Here is a 16,024-nt window from a genome sequence, read left to right as displayed (position 1 = left end):
CGTAGCCGCGCGGACGTGGGCGTCGAGGCGGAGGTTGCCTCCGGAAGGACCACCGGATCGTGGACGGCGCCGAGCGGTCGAATCCGGCGAGTCGCAGGGACACGCCGGTCGGGCGTTCCCGTTCGGCGCACGGAACGACCCGTTTTCGCATCCACCACTGCTCTTCGTACGCAACTCGTCACATAGTGTGACGGACGGTGCCGTGGGTCACGCGTAGAACGCCCGCCCGTCGCGCCGGGCCTCGTCGAGGACCGCCGCGGGACTCCAACAGGGTGGATTCGTCAAGCTCACGCGCGTTGATTTGCCCCACGCGCGCGATCGACACCGCGCGTCGCGCCGATCCGCGCGCGTGGGTGGCCGCCCCGAGCCGCGCGGGCCTCAGCCGATTCCGAGCTCCGCGAGCCGCGCCCGGTACCGCGCAACCCCCGCGAGCTTGACGTCCTCGTACCCCCGCACCAGCTCGGCCGCCTCCGCCGCGGCGGCCGCGGTCTCGTACGACTCGGGCGTCAGCTCCGCGGCGAGCCGCAGCACCATCGCCCGGTACCCGTCCCGCAGCTCCCGTTCCAGCTTGCGGATCTCGGTCCGGCCGAACGGGTCAAGCGGCGTCCCGCGCAGCACCTTCCCGCGGGCGAGCTGGGTCAGCACCGGCTTCATCCACGGCCCGAACGCGATCTTCCGGTCCCGGCCGAGCGCCTTGAGGATCGGCGGGTGCAGCCGGTAGCGCAGCTTCGCCCCGCCCGGCACCTCCGCGGCGAGCGCCGCCTCGAAGGCCGGGTCGGTGAGCAGCCGGGCGACCTCGTACTCGTCCTTGTACGCGGTCAGCCGGTGCAGGCCCCGCGCCACGGCCTCGGAGAACGCCGACCCGGCATCCACCCGCTGCTCGGCACACCACACCGCGACGACGTCCGCGACGTACCGGCGGGCCGTCCGCTCGCCCTGGTACCCGACGAGCTGCGCCGCCCGCACCTCGACGAGCCGGCGGGTCTCCCCCGCCAGCTCCCCGAGCGTGATCGACGCGGGCAGCCCGGGCGCCGTCGCCACCGCGACCGGCCGGGGCGTCCCCGCCGCGAAGGCCTCCGGGTCCGCGACAGCCACGCGTCCCCACCGGAACGCCGCGGTGTTGGCCGCGACCGCGACACCGTTGAGCTCGATCGCCCACTCGATCGCCGCGGCGGACAGCGGCAGCGCCCCCGACTGGTACGCCGCGCCCACGAGCAGCAGGTTCGCGGGCATCGTGTCGCCGAAGAGGGCCTGGGCGGCCGCCTGCGCGTCGAGCTGCACCACCTCGCGGGACGTGCCGGCGATCCGCGCCACCAGCCCGTCGACGTCCGGGGCGGCGACCGTCGCGTCCCGCACCATCGCGCCGGTCGGCACCGGGCTCGTCGAGACGACCGCGGTCGTCGTGTCCGGTGACGCGTAGGTGAGGTACTTCCCGTCGGCGCCGACCAGGACGTCGAAGGCGAGGTAGCAGGCGGCCTGCGCGCTGCCGACCCGGTTGGCCGGGCCCAGCGCCGCCTCGTCCGCGGCGATCCGCAGGTGCGAGACGACCGGGCCGGCCTTCTGCGAGAGCCCCGTCTGGTCGACGCCGTGGACGGCGAGCCCGTCGCGGATCGCGGCCGAGCCCAGCACCTGGTTCACGGTGACGATGCCGGTGCCCCCGATCCCGGCGAGGAAGACGTCGCCCTCGCGGCGCGGGGTGACGTCCGGGACGGCCGGCGGTTCCGGCCGTTCCTTCCGTGCCTTCGCGGCACCCCCGGGCGCCTCCACCGTCACGAACGACGGGCAGTCCCCCGCCAGGCACGAGTAGTCCGTGTTGCAGGACGTCTGGTCGATCCGGGTCTTGCGCCCGAACTCCGTGTCGACGGGCTGCACGGACAGGCAGTTGGACTTCACGCCGCAGTCCCCGCAGCCCTCGCAGACCGCCTCGTTGATGACGACGCGGGTCGCCCGGACCGGGATCGCGCCGCGCTTGCGCAGCCGCCGGGACTCCGCGGCGCACCGCTGGTCGTACACCAGCACGGTGACGCCCTCGGTGGAGCCGAGCACCTGCTGCGCCTCGTCGAGACGATCCCGGTGCCAGAGGTCCACGCCGCGTGGCAAGGGCGACAGCGCACGGAACCGCTCCGGCTCGTCCGCGCACACGATGATCCTCGTGACGCCCTCGGCCAGCAGCTTTGCCGCCAGCTCGGGCACCTCGAGGCCGCCCTCGGCGTCCTGCCCGCCCGTCATCGCGACGGCGCGGTTGTAGAGCAGCTTGTAGGTGATCGTGACACCCGCGGCCACACAGGCCTGGACGGCGAGCTGCCCGGAGTGCGCGAACGTCCCGTCACCCATGTTCTGGAACATGTGCCGGGCCGTGGTGAACGGGGACTGCCCGATCCACTGCGCGCCCTCGCCGCCCATCTGCGTGATCGACGTGACCTCGCTGGACTCGCGGTGGGTCAGCGCGACCATCGCGTGGCAGCCGATCCCGCCGCCCGCGACCGCGCCCTCGGGGACGACGGTCGAGCGGTTGTGCGGGCAGCCGGAGCAGAAGTAGGGCGTGCGGGCCACGGGCAGGAGTTCGAGCTTCGGCGGTTCGCGGCGGGCCATCGGGGCCGGGGCCAGCTCGCCGAGGACCCGGCGCAGCGGCCCCGTCAGGGCCCCGGCCGTCAGCTCGCCCGCGACCGGGACCAGCGGCGCCCCGTTCTCGTCGGCGGACCCGATCACGGCGGGGGCGTCGGCGAGGCCGTAGAGCACGTCCCGCACGGCGGACTCGACGAACGCCGACTTCTCCTCCACGACCAGCACGGTCCCGAGTCCCGCGGCGAACTCGCGCAGCTGCCCGCGGTCCAGCGGGTGGATCATGCCGAGCTTCAGCAGCCGGACGGCGCCGTCGGCCACCCCGAGGTCCCGCAACGCCTGCCGGACGTCGGTGAACGCCTTCCCGCCCGCGACGATCCCGATCCGCGCGTGCGGCGCCGCGTCCTCGACCGTGTTGATCGGGTTCGCCGCGAGGAACTCCCGCAGCATCGCCCAGCGCGGCCCGTACATCTGCGCCTCGGCCTCGAGCGACGCGGGCGGCGCGAGCATCGGGATCTGCCGGTACTCCCACGGCTGCCCGTCCCACTCCAGCTCGGGGACGGTGATCGGGACGTCGGGTGCGCCGTCGAGGGTGTAGACGCCGTCCGCCACGTCGGCCGTGATCTTCATGCCGACCCACATGCCGGACGCCCGGGACATCGCGATCCCGTAGCGGCCCAGCCGGACGATCTCCGTGGCGTCGGAGGGGTAGAGGACGGGGAGGCCGAAGCCGGCGAGGGTGCGCTCGGAGATGCACGGGATCGTGGAGGACTTACAGCTCGGGTCGTCGCCGGCAAGGACGAGCACGCCGCCGGACGGGTGGGCGCCGCACATGTTGCCGTGCCGGAACGGGTCCCCGGCCCGGTCGACGCCCGGCGCCTTGCCGTACCAGACCCCGACGGCGCCGTCGACGGTCCGCGGGTGCCCGGGCACCTCGACCTGGCTGCCCCAGATCGCCGTCGCGGCGAGCTCCTCGTTCAGGCCGGGGACGAACTCCAGCCCGGCGCTCTCCTTCAGCTCGGGCGCGGCGGCGAGCGTCTTGTCCAGCCCGCCGAGCGGGCTGCCCTGGTACCCGGACACGAACGACGCGGTGCGCAGCCCGGCCGCGGCGTCCGCGGCGTGCTGCTCGACCAGCAGCCGGACGATCGCCTGCACGCCCGTGACCAGCACGGGACCGGCCCCGGCGCGGTAGCGGGCGCCCAGGTCGAAGTCGACCTGGGCGCGAGGGGTGGTGTCTTCGAGCGTCATACGCCGTGCCTCACTTCGTTCGGCCTGTGCGGGGAAGTGGTGCCGGGGCACCACTTCCCGCGCACGGGCGACGTCAGCAGTTCGCGAGCATCGCGGACACCGTCGCCGCGGCCCTGCGGACACTCTGTACCACCGCGACCTTCCGCGCCCCCAGGACACGGGACGTCGACCCGACCACCGAGATCGCCGCGACCGCCACCCGCCGGTCCCCGCGCGTGACGACGACCGGCGCCGCGACCGACGACATGCCGATCGTGTGCTCCTCCCGCGAGGCCGCGTACCCGTCCGTCCGGACCTGCAGGAGAACCTGGCGGTACCGCGCGGGGTCGACGATCGTGAACGGCGTCTTCCGCTCGAACCCGCGCTCGAGGATCGCCCGCGCCATCGCCGGGTTCACCGCGGCCATCACCTTCCCCGCGCTCGACGAGTGGCCGGGCCCGCGCCGGTACATCTCGGTGTGGAACATCGTCCCGGCCCCCGCACCCTCCAGCCGGTCGACGTAGAGCACGTCGGCCCCGACCGGGATCGCCAGCTGCGCGGTCTCCCGCAGGATCTCCCGCAGCTCGCCGAGCACCGGCAGGGACAGCTCGCGCAGCATCAGCCGGTCGACGGCGAGCTGCCCGATCTCGAAGAGCCGCAGGCCCAGCCGGTACCGGCCACCGGGCGTCCGTTCCAGGAGGCCGCCGGAGGCCAGGGCCGCCAGCATGCGGCACGCGGTGCTCTTGGCGACGCCGAGGCGTTGCGCGACCTTCGTCGCCCCGAGCTCGGCCTCGTCGCCGAAGCAGTCCAGGACGGCCATCGCGATCGCGACCGAGCGGAGCGGGCCGTCCTGGGCCTCGCCCGCCGGCGCGGGACCGTCCGGGACCAGCAGGGGTGGTGGGTTCTCGAGCGCTGCGCCGACTTCACTGGCGGTGAGCGTCATATCGCGTCAGGCCTCCCAGGCGGGGAACTCGTCTGCGGGCGGGACGTGCACCTCGGTCACGCGGTTGCGGTAGGAGACGAACGCGGTCTTGCCGCCCTCGCGGAGCTTGACCCGGATCTCCTCGGTGTTCAAGGGCTCGCCCGGGTCGTAGCCGTGCGCCCAGGTCGCGAACGCCCGCATCGGACCCGAATGGGTGGCCGCGACGATCCGCCGGTGATCCGGCGACTCGCTCATCAGGCGGTGGAACCCCCGCCAGAACCGCCGCACGCACAGCGCGGGAGGCTCGAAGTACATCATCGGGATGGTCAGCCACATCTCGATCGGGTCCGCCCCGCCGAGCTGGGTCCGGTAGAAGCGGTCGATCTCGACCAGCCAGCGCGGGCGGTCGCCCATCGCCATCCGCTCGAGCTTCTCCATCGTCGACTGGTACTGCCGGAACGCGGACGTCACGTCGCGCAGGCCGTCGGGGGTCCAGACCCCGAAGTTCCGCAGCTCCGGGATGGGTTCGGGCTCCGACAGCTCGACGTCGTGGCCCCACATCTGCAGCCCGTCGAGCGCGCCGCGGTGGATCTGCTCCGCCGTCTGCCGGGCGCGGTTGGTGTTCGCGCAGACGAGCCGGACCTTGTCCCCGGAGTCCCAGCGCCGGGCCAGCTCGTGGCCGCGGCGGTGGGCCTGCCAGCCGCCCATCGGCGTCAGGCCCGCATCGGTGGAGTAGCCCTGGGTGATGCCGTGGCGGATGATCGAGATCTCGCAGACGATCTTCTCCGACGCCTTGCGCTCGACCGGCGCCGCGACCTCCTTGCCGCGGGTGGCCTCGGCGAGCGCGGGGGTGAACGACTTCCCCTCGTACTCGACGACCGTGGCCGCGGACGAGGCCCGCTCCCGGAACCGCCGGAGGTAGAGCGGCGCCGAGTCGGGCGCCTCCTCCGCGGCGCCCGGTTCGACGGGCGCGGCGTACGACCGGCTCGACCCGTTGCCGTCCGCGCCCTTGCGGGCCTGCCGGTCCCGGTACTTCGCGAGGTAGTTGGGTGCCTCGTACCGGTCGATCTTGCGGGGGTCCGTCGGCGCGCTCATGAGTGCACCGTGAAGAACCGCTCGTTGACCTGGCGGTGGTAGTAGAAGATCGCCCGGCCCATCTCCTCCTCGGTCCAGGTGATCGGCTCGAAGTCCGGGTCCACCCAGTAGCCGCCGGTGAAGAGCTCGTTGCGGTTGCCCACCGGGTCGAAGAAGTACGTCGTGTAGCCGCGGGTCACGCCGTGCCGCGTGGGCGCCACGTCGATCGTCACGCCGTGGTAGGCGAGGGTGTCCGCGGCGTCCCGGATGCCGTTCCAGTCGTCCATCCAGAACGCGAAGTGGTGCAGCGCGCCGTTCGGGCCGGTGATCACCGCGATGTCGTGCGGCGTGTGGCTGTGCTCCAGGAACGTCGCGAGCTGGTGGCCGTCGTTGGCCACGATCTGCTCGGTGAGCCGGAACTCGAGCAGCTCGGTGAAGAAGCGGGTGAACTCCCCGACGTCCTCCGCCATCACGAACACGTGGTCCAGCCGCGGCGGCGCGATCCCGACGAGGTCCTGCGGGCGGGGCGGCGGGTTGGTCATCGGCAGCATGTTGCCGACCCGTTCCATGCCGTGGACCAGCTCGACGAGGTGCCCGGACGGCGAGTCGAAGCGGATCGCCTCGCCCCAGCCCGGTCCCAGCTCGCGGGCGGCGAACCGCTTCACCGGCACGCTCGCGGCCTGCAGCTTGTCCGTGAAGTAGTCGAGGTCCTCGGCGTCCCGGACCTTGAACGACATGTGGTCCAGGCCGTAGGTCGCGGCCTGGCGCAGGATCACCGAGTGGTGCTCACGCTCGTCCCAGCACTTGAGGAAGACGCGGTCGGTGCCGTCCTTCTGGTCGCGCGCGGTCTCGATCAGCCCGAGGACCTCGGTGTAGTAGGCGGTGCACAGCTCCAGGTCCGGGACGCGGATCTCGACGTGCTGCAGCCGCAGGATTCGGTCGGTCACGATGAGCTCCTCAGGTGTGCATCCGCAGGAAGCGCTGGCTGACGACGTTCTCGTAGTAGAAGAGGCCCTTGCCGAAGTTGTCCTCGGTCCAGGTGATGATCTCCGTGTCCGGGTCCACCCAGTAGCCGCCGGTGAAGACCTCGTTGCGGATGCCCAGCGGGTCGAAGAAGTAGATGGTGTTGCCGCGGGTGATGCCGTGCCGGGTCGGGCCCTGGTCGATCTGCACGCCGTTGTAGGCGAGGGTGTCGGCGGCCTTGCGGACGTCGTCCCAGTCGTCGAGCCAGTAGGCCCAGTGGTGCAGCGCGCCGTTGGGGCCGTTGACGATCGCGATGTCGTGCGGCGAGTTCGTCCGGCCGGCCATCCAGACGCCGAGCTGGTGGCCGTTGCCGTCGAGCACCTGTTCGGTCATCCGCATGCCCAGCACGTCGATGAAGAACGACGCGGCCTCGGCGACCTCCTCGGCGTTGACGAGCATGTGGTCCATCCGCGGCGGCGCGATGCCCGGCAGGTCCGGCGGCGGCGTCGGGCTCGGGTTGTGCTTGCCGAGGATGTTCCCGGTCTTCTCGATGTCCCAGACCAGTTCCATGATCTGGCCCGAAGGCACCTCGAACCGGATCGACTCGCCCTGGCCGACGGCGGCGCCCTTGGAGACGCGCGTCGTGGGGCAGCCGTAGGCCTCCACCCTCTTCTCGAAGTCGTGCAGGTCGTCCTCGGACTCCACGCGGAAGGTGAAGGAGTCCATCCCGGTGCGCGGGTTGTAGCGCATGCGCAACGAGTGGTGGTCCTCCTCGTCCCAGCACTTGAAGTAGACGGTCTCGGCGTCGCGCTGCACGGTCTGCAGGCCCATGACCTCGGAGTAGTACGCGGCGGCGAGGTCCAGGTCGGGTGTGCGGACGTCGATGTGGGCGAGGCGCAGGATCCCCACGGGTAACCCCTCTCTCAGCAGCGGTGCCGGCGGGTTGACGGTGTGACCGTAGGCGGCCTAGCGTTCCGGAAGGAAGCCCACCCGTTCCGGAAATCAGAACGGACGTCGCATGACCCAGACCGATCCGATGCGCATGCGCGAGGCCGTCGCCGAGTACGTCACGGCGCTGCACCGCGCCTACCTCGCCCAGGCGGACACGTTCCCGCCCGCCGTCCGCGGCCGGATGCCGCTGCTCACCGGCGGTCCGTTGCACGTGGCGGCGATCGGGGTGCGCAACCTGCACCTGCTCGCGACGCGCGAGGACCTCGGCCCGCTCCGCGGCCAGGAGGTGCAGCACACCGGCACACTGCCGGGCCTGGAGTGGACGCTCCGCTTCTACGACCCGGTCGTCGTCCCGTCGCTGGGGCTGGTCGACGAGTCCGTCGAACCGCAGTACGCCGAGGTCAGGGGCGCGCTCGGGCTGCAGACGACCGTCTACCACGTGGTCGCGCAGCCCGGCTCGGGCCTGACGCCGCACCACGCGGGCCACGTCGGCTCGGGCCTGGCGAGCGGCCACTCGGCCGCGATGCGGGACTTCGACACCATCCGCAGCCGGGTCCGCGGCCGGGAGTCCCTGGTCGACGAGCTGGTGGGCGCCTCGGTGGCCGGCCTCCCCCGCGCCCAGGCGTTGCTGGCCCGCGCCATCGCCCCCCGGGACCCGGCGGTGGCGGCCCTCGCCGAGAGCGCGACGCCGGACCCGGACGAGGTCCGCAAGGCCCTCCTCGCCTCCGTCGGCGGCCGCCGCGACTGGACCCCGAGGCCGCCGGAGCCCCCCTCATGACGGACGCCCCCCTCGCCACCGTCACCAACGCGGCCCGGCTCCTCAAGGCCTTCCGCACCCGCGAGGCCACCCTCGGCGTCTCCGAGCTCGCCCGGCGCCTGGGCCTGCACAAATCCGTCGTCCACCGGCTCCTCGTCACCCTCGCGGGCGAGGGCATGATCGAGCAGGACCCGCACACCGGCGGTTACCGGCTCGGCGTCGTCATGGTCGAGCTCGGCGAGGCGGTCAAGGTCCACATGGACCTGCACGCCGCGGCCGGCCCGGTGCTCGCCCACCTGCGCGACGAGACCGGCGAGACCTGTCAGATCGGGGTGCTCGACGGCGTCGAGGTCGTCTACGTGGACCGCCTCGAGAGCGCCCACTCGCTGCGGCTGTTCACCGAGACCGGCCGCCGGGTCCCCGCGCACTGCACCAGTTCCGGGAAGATACTGCTCGCGCACCTGCCCGAGGCGGAGCGGGAGGACCGGCTCGCCGGGCCCTTCGCCGCGCTGACCTCGCACACGCTCGTCGAGCCCGGGACGCTGCGGGACGAGCTCGCGACCGTCCGGGCCCGCGGCTGGGCCGAGGCGGTGGACGAGCGGGAGATCGGGATCGCGTCGATCGCGGCGCCCGTCCGGGACCGCTACGGCGACGTCGTCGCGGCCCTGTCGATCGGCGCGCCAGGGGCCCGGTTCGGCGCGGCGGCCCGGCGGCGGCACGCGCGCTCGCTCGTCGAGGCGGGCGAGGCGATCTCCCGGCGTCTGGGCTGGTCACCGGAGCCCGTCGAACGCGACGGACAGGGCGCGTGAGCGCGGGGGCACCGCGTGCCTCGGCTCCGGGGACCCAGGGTTCCGGTGAGCGGAACGGGGGCGGTGACGGGGTGCGCCGCGGACGCCACGATGATCTCGGACTTCGAACGACGAGGAGAGGCCTGCGATGCCCGTGACGGACGCCCGCGAGAAGGCGCAGGCGCTGTACGACGCCCGCCGCACCCGCACCCCGATCCCGCCCTTCACCGACGACGACCCGTCGCTCGGCATGGCGGACGGCTACGCGGTGCAGAAGGAGCTGCTGGCGCTGCTCCTCGCGGACGGCGACAGCGTGGTCGGCTACAAGGTCGGCCTGACCTCGGAGCCGATGCAGAAGATGGTCGGCGTCGACTCCCCGGACTACGGCCCCGTCCTCGCCTCCACCGTCTACCGCGACGGGGACGAGATCCCGCTCGACCGGTTCATCGCACCGAAGGTCGAGGCGGAGATCCTCTTCGTGCTCGGTGAGCGGCTGCAGGGCCCGGGCGTCACGGTGACGCGGGCCCGGGCCGCGATCGCCGGCGCCGTGGCGGGGATGGAGATCGTCGACTCGCGGATCGCGGACTGGCGGATCAAGCTCGCGGACACGGTCGCGGACCTCGCCTCGAACGGGGCGATGGCGACGTCGAGCCGGATCGTGCCGGTCGAGAACCTGGACACCCGGCTGATCGGGATGACCCTCACCCGCAACGGCGAGCTGATCGACACGGGCGCGGGCGCCGCGGCCCTGGGGGACCCGGTCGCGGTCGTCGCCTGGCTGGCGAACGTGCTGGGCGAGAACGGCATCGCGCTCGAACCCGGCCACCTGGTGATGACGGGCGCGCTGCACGCGGCGGTCCCGATGACGCCCGGGGACGTGTTCCGGGCCGAGTTCGACCGGCTGGGCCCGGTCACGATCCGCGTCGGCGCGGGAGGCAACGCATGAACGTGTCCGAACTCGCGGCCCGGCTGAGCAAGGCCGTCGCGGACCGCACCGCCATCGAGCAGCTCTCCGCGGACGTCCCCGAGCTCGACCTCACCACCGCCTACCAGGTGCAACGCGAGCTGCGCGACGCCGCGGGCCCTCTCGTCGGCTGGAAGCTCGGCGTGACGAGCCGGGCGAAGCAGGCGCAGGTCGGCGTCAGCGATCCGGTGTTCGGCTTCCTGGCCGGGGCCAACGCGGTCGACCTCGGGGAGCCGCTCGACACGTCGGCGCTGATCCAGCCGCGCTGCGAACCGGAGATCGTCTTCGTCCTGGGTCGTGACCTCGCGGGCCCCCACGTCACGGCGTCCGACGTCGTCGCGGCCTCGTCCGGGGTGGCCGTCGGCATCGAGGTCCTCGACTCCCGCTACACCGACTACAAGTTCACGATGGCCGACGTCGTCGCGGACAACACGTCGGCGGGCCGGTTCGTGGTCGGAACGCCCGTCCCGCCCGGGTCGATCGACCTCCGGCTGGTCGGCGTGGTGCTGGAGAAGAACGGCAAGGTCGTCGCGACGGCGTCGGGTGCCGCCTCGCTCGGCCACCCGGCCGCCGCGGTGGCCTGGCTGGTCCGCCAGCTCGCCGCCGACGGCGAAGGGCTGAGGGCGGGCGAGATCGTGCTCTCCGGCGGCCTGACCGCCGCGGTCCCCGTGACCCCTGGCGACGTGGTCGTTGCCTCGATCGACCGGCTCGGCACCGTCGAGCTCGGCTGCAGGTAGACCCGTCCTGTGCGCGTGGAACCTCGTTCTAGCGAGGTTTCACGCGCACGGGTCGGGGTGAGCAGGGAGGACGCGACATGCCGTTGATCCAGGTGACGATCGGACGCGGGCGCACGCCGGAGCAGCTCCAGGCCCTGGGCCAGGCGCTGACCGACGCCGCCGAGAAGTCGATCGGGGCGAAGCGCGAGTCCATCCGCGTGGTCCTCACCGAGTGCGAGCCGGAGCACTGGTTCGTGGGCGGCGAGACCCTCGCCGAGCTGCGGGCGTCCGGGCGCAGGTAGTGAGCCTGGTCCGGCTGGACGGGCCGGGCGTCGTCACCAGCGACGACGGCCGGACCTTCGCGGTGTTCTCCGGCGCCGGCGGCTACCGGGTCACCGACGCGCTCTGCCCGCACAACAAGGGCCCTCTCGACCAGGGCTGGCTGCGCGACGGGCGGACCCTGACCTGCCCCTGGCACTGGTACCGCTTCGACCTCGAGACCGGCGAGTGCGACGCCTCGCCCCAGCACCGGCTCGGGGTCTACCCCGTGGTCGAGCGGGACGGGGCGTGGTTCGCGGACGTGGGCGAGCCCGCGGCGGCGCTGTCCTGGGCGGAGCGGCTGCGGGCGCACGCCCGCGGTGACGGCTGAGCGGCACGGCCCGCGCGTGATCGAGAGGCGGGGCGCCCGATCACCGAGGACCACGACGCCGTGACCCCGACGGCGGCTTGTCCGCACGCGAACGCCCTGGCTGGATGAGGGGATGCGCCGCCGTGCCGTGATTCTCCTGCTGAGCTGCCTGACCCTGCTCGGCGTGGCCACGGCCGTCGCCCCGGCCGCCTCGGCGGACGCCGGGCCGGAGTACGTCGCCCTCGGGGACTCCTACGCCGCGGGCGTCGGCGCCCCACCCGACGGCGTGAGCGGCGCCTGTCAGCGCAGCCCGTATTCCTACCCCGCCCTCTACGCCCGGACCCGGCCGCTGACCCACATCGCCTGCAGCGGCGCGACCACGACCGACGTCCTGCGCCACCAGGTCGAGGCCGTCACCGCCACCACCGATCTGGTGACGATCACCGTCGGCGGCAACGACACCGGCTTCTCCCCGGTGCTCACCACCTGCTCCACCGCAGCAGCGGACGAGACGTGCGCGCAGGCTGTCCGGGCCGGGGAGGGGGTCGCGCGCTTCGCGCTGCCGGTCGGGCTCGCCGCCGACTACGGGGCGATCCGGCTGCGCGCGCCGCAGGCCCGGATCGTCGTGCTGGGCTATCCCTGGCTCTTCGACGAGACGCCGGACTGTGCCGGCGTCCCCAACCAGGCCCGGAGGGTCCTGCTCAACGGCGGCGCGGACACCCTGAACGCCTCGATCCGCAGGACCGCGGCGCGCCTGGGCGCCGAGTTCGTCGACGTGCGCCCGGCGTTCGAGGGCCACGGGGTGTGCAGCGCCGACCCGTGGATCAACGGGCCGGCGGCGGCCGGCGCCTACCACCCGACGGCGCGCGGCTATGCGCTCGGCTACTTCCCCGCGCTGGTCGCCGCGGCGGCCCGGCCAGGCACTAACGCTCCCGCGTGACCGCCGCCAGGACCGCGGCCAACGCCCCGTCCGCGAGCGCCCGCAGCTCCTCGTCCGTCCGGTCCTGGATCGGGTGCGGGACGAAGACCGAGGGCACCTCGCGATAGCCCAGCGCCTTCGCCTGGGAGGCGGCGGCCACGACGAACTCGGTGGACGCGAGGAAGGCCGCGATGACGCCCCGGCCCTCGAGGGCGGCGAAGTCGTGCACACTGCACGACGTGCAGGAGCCTCAATCGGCGAGGGCCTCGATCACCACGTCGCACCGGGCGGTGATCTCCCGCCGCAGGTCCGGCGGCATCGGCTTGGCGAAGGTCGGCTTGGCGTAGCGGCGCACGGCGATCCCGCGGCCGGCCAGCAGCTCCTCGAGCCGGTCGAGGAACACGTCCCCCCGCGCCTTGGAGATGTCCAGCAGCCCGACCCGCAGCCCGTCGAGCGACGCGGGCCGCTCCAGCGCCGTGCGCGGGTCCGGCGCCCGCTCGTCGGTCGGGTCCAGGATCGTCAGCGCCACGGGTCCACCTCTCTCGTCACGGGCCGGCTGCCGCCGGGGCCGCCTGCCCAGCCGCCGATCACGGCGGAGAACATCCCCGCCCCGCCCCCGGCGTGCACGATCTGCAGCCCACCGGGCCGGAACTTGGGCAGCGGGCGGTCGGAGTCCGACACCGGGACGCCCTCCTCGATGCCGCCCGCACCGCGTTCGATCTCGGCCCGATCGAGCAGCAGGAGCGCGTCCAGCTCGGCCGTCAGGCGTGCGCGGTCCCAGCCCGCGTCGGTGAACACCCGCGTGTGCTCGGGGCAGACGACCAGGGTCGCGTCGAACCCGATCACCAGCTTGGGGTGGCAGACCGCACGCAGGCCGAGCGCGAGCGAGCGGGCGAGCGACTCCGGGGTCCGGGAGATCTGGTCCACCACGCCGCGCGGCCCCTCGGCCGCGAACACCGTGACCGCCGAGCGGCCCGGGGCGACGCCGTAGGTCTCGGCGAGGGGCTCCCACGGGGACCCCTCCTCGTCCTCGGCGAAGCAGAAACCGATCTTGCCGGGATGCCCGAGCGCGGCCCGGTCGACCTCGCCGGGGCGCCCGCCGCCGATGTTGCGGATGACGAGTTGCAGCGCGCGGCCGATCGTCGAGTTCGCCCGGTTGCCCTGGCCGAGAGCGTTGCCCCGGGCGTTCATCCCGATCTCGGCGGCGACCGGACCGTTGACCAGGACCGCCGGGCCGGCGCCCCAGGTCGTCGCGAGGAGGCCGTGGGCGTTGAACTCGTCCGTGCACGCGGCCTCGACGGCGGCGAGCACGACCGGCAGGTACTCCGGCCTGCACCCGGCGAGGACCGCGTTGATCGCGACCTTCTCGACGGTCGCCTCGGCGAGGTTCGGCGGGACCACGGCGACCACGTCGGTGGAGGCCCGCGACGTGCCGTCGAGCATCCGCAGGACCCGGGCGGGGGTCGGCGCGACGACCGGCAGCCCGTCGGAGTAACCGCGGTCGAACAGCGCCTCGGACTCGTCCTCCAGCTCCGCGATCTCCAGCCGGCGCGACGACAAGGTGCCGCCCCGGGTGCGGACCAGCAACTCCTCGGCGACCTGTGGATCGTGGGTGCGCGATCCACAGCCCGGCCGGTGCTCGGGCAGGTCGGCGCCGAGGTCGTCGATCCCGGTGAGCGCCGCCCACGACGCCCGCAGCCAGCCGACCGTCCGCTCCACCTCGACGCCGCCCGCGAAGCGGATCAGCGTGGGGACGGTGTCGATGTCCAGGGCGAGGCTGACGTCCAAGGTGGTGTCGTCGCGCAGGTCGGCGATCCCGGCCGGGAACGCGGGGTCGTCCTGGGAGAACACCGCCACCTGCGGCAGCGCGGCGAGGACGGGTTCGACCAGCCGGCACGTCGGACAGTCCTGCTTGACGACGGCGACGAGCCCGTCGGACGGGAGCGCGACCGTCGGGTCCGTCTGCACCGACATGCGATCACGCTAGCCCGCCGGGCGGCGCGGGCACAGTCCACGGGACGGACGTCCGGCGGTCAGTGGTCCGGCTCGTGCCCGATCACCCCGCCGTCGGACGTCGTGATCTCCCCGCTCCAGCCGCAGCCGCCGCACCAGCAGTAGAACCGGCGCTCGTCGGCCTCCCAGAACTCCGTCGCCATCGGGAACCGGGCGGCGCACCGCGGGCAGAACCGGGGGGCGTCGCGCCGGTGGGCGTCCGCGTCCCCGGTGAAGCGCCGGTCCGGGCGCGCCCCGCCGGGGAGCTCGGACACGGTCATCCCGCCGCCTCCTGCGCGGCGGCCTTCTCGCTCGCGACCTTGTCCGCGGCCGAGATGTGGATCTTCTTGATCGTGTCCAGCATCGGCGAGAAGCGGGTGGAGCCCATGTCGCAGAAGTCGAGGGCGAACCGGGCGCCGCCGGCGTGGAACTTGTCCTTCTCGCACGGCAGGTCGATGCGCTCGTGCTTCTCCCGGATGGTGCCGAGCGGGTCCTCCCCGCGCTCGACGAGCTCCATCTGCTCGCGGAACATCTTGCGCAGCATCGCGACCCCGATGTCGCTGCGGCCCAGGTGCTCCGTGGTCCGGTCGGTGATCGGGCCCTGCGTCACCCAGGCCATGAAGTCCTGGCCCTCGACGTAGTTGGTGACGTGCCGCCCGTTCTCGTCGATCAACGGCAGCTCGTAGTCCGGGATCTGCGGCTGCTCGACGTGCTCGTAACCGTCCGGACCGTGCACGGTGTAGAGGTAGAACCGCGTGGTGGTGCGGTTGACCGGGACGCGGATCTGCATCTGGTGGATCCCGCCGCCGCCGACCCGCATGTTGTACGGGAAGACGAGCGGATGACCGACCTTCCAGTCGTCGTTCTCCTCCGAGGCGCCTTTGAGCACGCGCCGCTTGATGATGCCCCACTCGAACGCCGTGAAGCCGATCTTCACGTGTTCCTTGCCGAACGACGCGGGCGCGGTGAAGCCCTCGTGCCGGCCGACGAACTCGAAGTACCGCCCGTGCAGGAACTCGACGTGGTGCGGGTCGACCGCGTTCTCCATGACCTGCACGTAGTTGCAGGGCAGGTCCGTCCAGCCGATGTCCCGGTAGCCCTCCATGACGTAGGTGTCGAAGCGGGGCAGCTCCGGGGCCGGCATGGGACCGACGTACGCCCAGACGAGGCCGCCCAGCTCCTCGACCTTGCCCGCCTGCGCCCGCACCCGGTCCTGGAAGTTCGTGTTGCCCTTCTCCGCGGGCTGCTCGGTGCACGCGCCGTCCGTGTCGAAGACCCAGCCGTGGTACGGGCAGCGCAGCCCGTCCGCCTCGACCACCCCGTAGGCCATCGACGCCTTCCGGTGCGGGCACGCCTCGGGCATGATCCCGTACCGGCCGCTCGGGCTCTTCCACAGCGCGAAGAACTCGCCGAGCAGCTCGACCCGCTTCACCGGGAACTCCTCGAGCTCGCGGGTGAACGCGACGGGGTACCAGTAACGGCGGAGGACCTCGCCCATCCGCGTCCCGGCGTCGACCTGGGTCAGCTCGTCGTTCTGCTCGGCAGTGAGCATCTATCGCTC

At 73.0% G+C, this 16,024-nt stretch carries 15 protein-coding genes and 1 pseudogene; 7 read left to right on the top strand and 9 right to left on the bottom strand.

The genetic code is table 11. The annotated features are described in order from the left end of the window. Positions 1 to 378: 378 nt before the first annotated feature. The 5 genes from JWP64_RS25240 to JWP64_RS25220 all read right to left on the bottom strand — a co-directional run bounded on the left by JWP64_RS25240 (position 379) and on the right by JWP64_RS25220 (position 7,657). The gene (locus tag JWP64_RS25240; RefSeq protein WP_297502013.1) at positions 379 to 3,810 is read right to left on the bottom strand and encodes an indolepyruvate ferredoxin oxidoreductase family protein; all 3,432 of its coding nucleotides are present in this window, start codon (positions 3,808 to 3,810) and stop codon (positions 379 to 381) included. A 73-nt stretch (positions 3,811 to 3,883) separates the two neighbouring features. After that, the gene (locus tag JWP64_RS25235) at positions 3,884 to 4,732 is read right to left on the bottom strand and encodes an IclR family transcriptional regulator (protein WP_297502010.1); all 849 of its coding nucleotides are present in this window, start codon (positions 4,730 to 4,732) and stop codon (positions 3,884 to 3,886) included. Between the two features lie 6 nt (positions 4,733 to 4,738). Beyond that, the gene (locus JWP64_RS25230) at positions 4,739 to 5,806 is read right to left on the bottom strand and encodes a histidine phosphatase family protein (RefSeq protein WP_297502007.1); all 1,068 of its coding nucleotides are present in this window, start codon (positions 5,804 to 5,806) and stop codon (positions 4,739 to 4,741) included. Next, the gene (locus JWP64_RS25225; RefSeq protein WP_297502006.1) at positions 5,803 to 6,732 is read right to left on the bottom strand and encodes a catechol 2,3-dioxygenase; all 930 of its coding nucleotides are present in this window, start codon (positions 6,730 to 6,732) and stop codon (positions 5,803 to 5,805) included. Before JWP64_RS25225 ends, JWP64_RS25230 begins: the two co-directional genes overlap by 4 nt. A gap of 10 nt (positions 6,733 to 6,742) precedes the next feature. Beyond that, positions 6,743 to 7,657: a catechol 2,3-dioxygenase gene (locus JWP64_RS25220; RefSeq protein WP_297501994.1), complete on the bottom strand. Its 915-nt coding sequence runs from the start codon at positions 7,655 to 7,657 to the stop codon at positions 6,743 to 6,745. Positions 7,658 to 7,766: 109 nt separating this feature from the next. Between JWP64_RS25220 and JWP64_RS25215 the strand changes: the two genes are divergently transcribed. From JWP64_RS25215 to JWP64_RS25185, 7 genes and pseudogenes are all read left to right on the top strand, one after another. After that, a complete protein-coding gene (locus tag JWP64_RS25215; protein ID WP_297501991.1) occupies positions 7,767 to 8,477 on the top strand; it encodes a hypothetical protein in 711 nt (236 codons plus the stop codon). Next, positions 8,474 to 9,265, top strand: coding sequence for an IclR family transcriptional regulator (locus JWP64_RS25210; protein WP_297501989.1), 792 nt, complete (start codon positions 8,474 to 8,476; stop codon positions 9,263 to 9,265). Before JWP64_RS25215 ends, JWP64_RS25210 begins: the two co-directional genes overlap by 4 nt. 127 nt (positions 9,266 to 9,392) lie before the next feature. Continuing rightward, positions 9,393 to 10,190 carry a fumarylacetoacetate hydrolase family protein gene (locus JWP64_RS25205; protein ID WP_297501986.1) on the top strand — a complete coding sequence of 266 codons (798 nt, stop codon included), beginning with the start codon at positions 9,393 to 9,395 and terminating at the stop codon, positions 10,188 to 10,190. Beyond that, positions 10,187 to 10,945, top strand: coding sequence for a fumarylacetoacetate hydrolase family protein (locus tag JWP64_RS25200; protein WP_297501983.1), 759 nt, complete (start codon positions 10,187 to 10,189; stop codon positions 10,943 to 10,945). The genes JWP64_RS25205 and JWP64_RS25200 overlap by 4 nt, the downstream gene beginning before the upstream one ends. A gap of 56 nt (positions 10,946 to 11,001) precedes the next feature. Beyond that, positions 11,002 to 11,226 (top strand): annotated as a pseudogene (locus tag JWP64_RS25195) (4-oxalocrotonate tautomerase family protein); the annotation flags it as partial. Next, on the top strand, positions 11,226 to 11,573 hold the full coding sequence (locus JWP64_RS25190; protein ID WP_297501980.1) for a Rieske 2Fe-2S domain-containing protein: 348 nt from the start codon (positions 11,226 to 11,228) through the stop codon (positions 11,571 to 11,573). The pseudogene JWP64_RS25195 and the gene JWP64_RS25190, both read left to right, overlap by 1 nt. A gap of 112 nt (positions 11,574 to 11,685) precedes the next feature. Then, positions 11,686 to 12,492 carry an SGNH/GDSL hydrolase family protein gene (locus JWP64_RS25185; RefSeq protein WP_297501977.1) on the top strand — a complete coding sequence of 269 codons (807 nt, stop codon included), beginning with the start codon at positions 11,686 to 11,688 and terminating at the stop codon, positions 12,490 to 12,492. Here JWP64_RS25185 and JWP64_RS25180 read toward each other — a convergent pair. Genes JWP64_RS25180 through JWP64_RS25165 form a run of 4 tightly spaced genes read right to left on the bottom strand, consistent with a single transcriptional unit; the run spans position 12,476 to position 16,015 of the window. Beyond that, a complete protein-coding gene (locus JWP64_RS25180; protein ID WP_297502165.1) occupies positions 12,476 to 12,994 on the bottom strand; it encodes a UGSC family (seleno)protein in 519 nt (172 codons plus the stop codon). The two genes, JWP64_RS25185 and JWP64_RS25180, sit on opposite strands and share 17 nt — an antisense overlap. Then, a complete protein-coding gene (locus JWP64_RS25175) occupies positions 12,991 to 14,445 on the bottom strand; it encodes a thioredoxin family protein (RefSeq protein ID WP_297501974.1) in 1,455 nt (484 codons plus the stop codon). Before JWP64_RS25175 ends, JWP64_RS25180 begins: the two co-directional genes overlap by 4 nt. 59 nt (positions 14,446 to 14,504) lie before the next feature. Next, entirely contained in the window at positions 14,505 to 14,744 is a 240-nt protein-coding gene (locus tag JWP64_RS25170; RefSeq protein ID WP_297501972.1) for a hypothetical protein, read from the bottom strand. Next, complete coding sequence (locus JWP64_RS25165) at positions 14,741 to 16,015, bottom strand: Rieske 2Fe-2S domain-containing protein (protein ID WP_297501969.1); 1,275 nt, start codon at positions 16,013 to 16,015, stop codon at positions 14,741 to 14,743. The genes JWP64_RS25170 and JWP64_RS25165 overlap by 4 nt, the downstream gene beginning before the upstream one ends. Positions 16,016 to 16,024 lie beyond the last annotated feature (9 nt).

The sequence above is a fragment of the Pseudonocardia sp. genome, assembly GCF_025465255.1.
Taxonomy (GTDB): domain Bacteria; phylum Actinomycetota; class Actinomycetes; order Mycobacteriales; family Pseudonocardiaceae; genus Pseudonocardia.
The sequence above is the reverse complement of the archived record's forward strand: the minus strand, read 5'-3'. Positions and strand labels throughout refer to the sequence as shown.

What these genes read in the sequence shown, in the direction of transcription:
- JWP64_RS25230 (WP_297502007.1), bottom strand. Translation starts at nt 5,806, where the DNA reads ATGAGCGCGCCGACGGACCCCCGCAAGATCGACCGGTACGAGGCACCC.
- JWP64_RS25165 (WP_297501969.1), bottom strand. Translation starts at nt 16,015, where the DNA reads ATGCTCACTGCCGAGCAGAACGACGAGCTGACCCAGGTCGACGCCGGG.
- JWP64_RS25215 (WP_297501991.1), top strand. Translation starts at nt 7,767, where the DNA reads ATGACCCAGACCGATCCGATGCGCATGCGCGAGGCCGTCGCCGAGTAC.
- JWP64_RS25200 (WP_297501983.1), top strand. Translation starts at nt 10,187, where the DNA reads ATGAACGTGTCCGAACTCGCGGCCCGGCTGAGCAAGGCCGTCGCGGAC.
- JWP64_RS25185 (WP_297501977.1), top strand. Translation starts at nt 11,686, where the DNA reads ATGCGCCGCCGTGCCGTGATTCTCCTGCTGAGCTGCCTGACCCTGCTC.
- JWP64_RS25205 (WP_297501986.1), top strand. Translation starts at nt 9,393, where the DNA reads ATGCCCGTGACGGACGCCCGCGAGAAGGCGCAGGCGCTGTACGACGCC.
- JWP64_RS25210 (WP_297501989.1), top strand. Translation starts at nt 8,474, where the DNA reads ATGACGGACGCCCCCCTCGCCACCGTCACCAACGCGGCCCGGCTCCTC.
- JWP64_RS25170 (WP_297501972.1), bottom strand. Translation starts at nt 14,744, where the DNA reads ATGACCGTGTCCGAGCTCCCCGGCGGGGCGCGCCCGGACCGGCGCTTC.
- JWP64_RS25175 (WP_297501974.1), bottom strand. Translation starts at nt 14,445, where the DNA reads ATGTCGGTGCAGACGGACCCGACGGTCGCGCTCCCGTCCGACGGGCTC.
- JWP64_RS25240 (WP_297502013.1), bottom strand. Translation starts at nt 3,810, where the DNA reads ATGACGCTCGAAGACACCACCCCTCGCGCCCAGGTCGACTTCGACCTG.
- JWP64_RS25235 (WP_297502010.1), bottom strand. Translation starts at nt 4,732, where the DNA reads ATGACGCTCACCGCCAGTGAAGTCGGCGCAGCGCTCGAGAACCCACCA.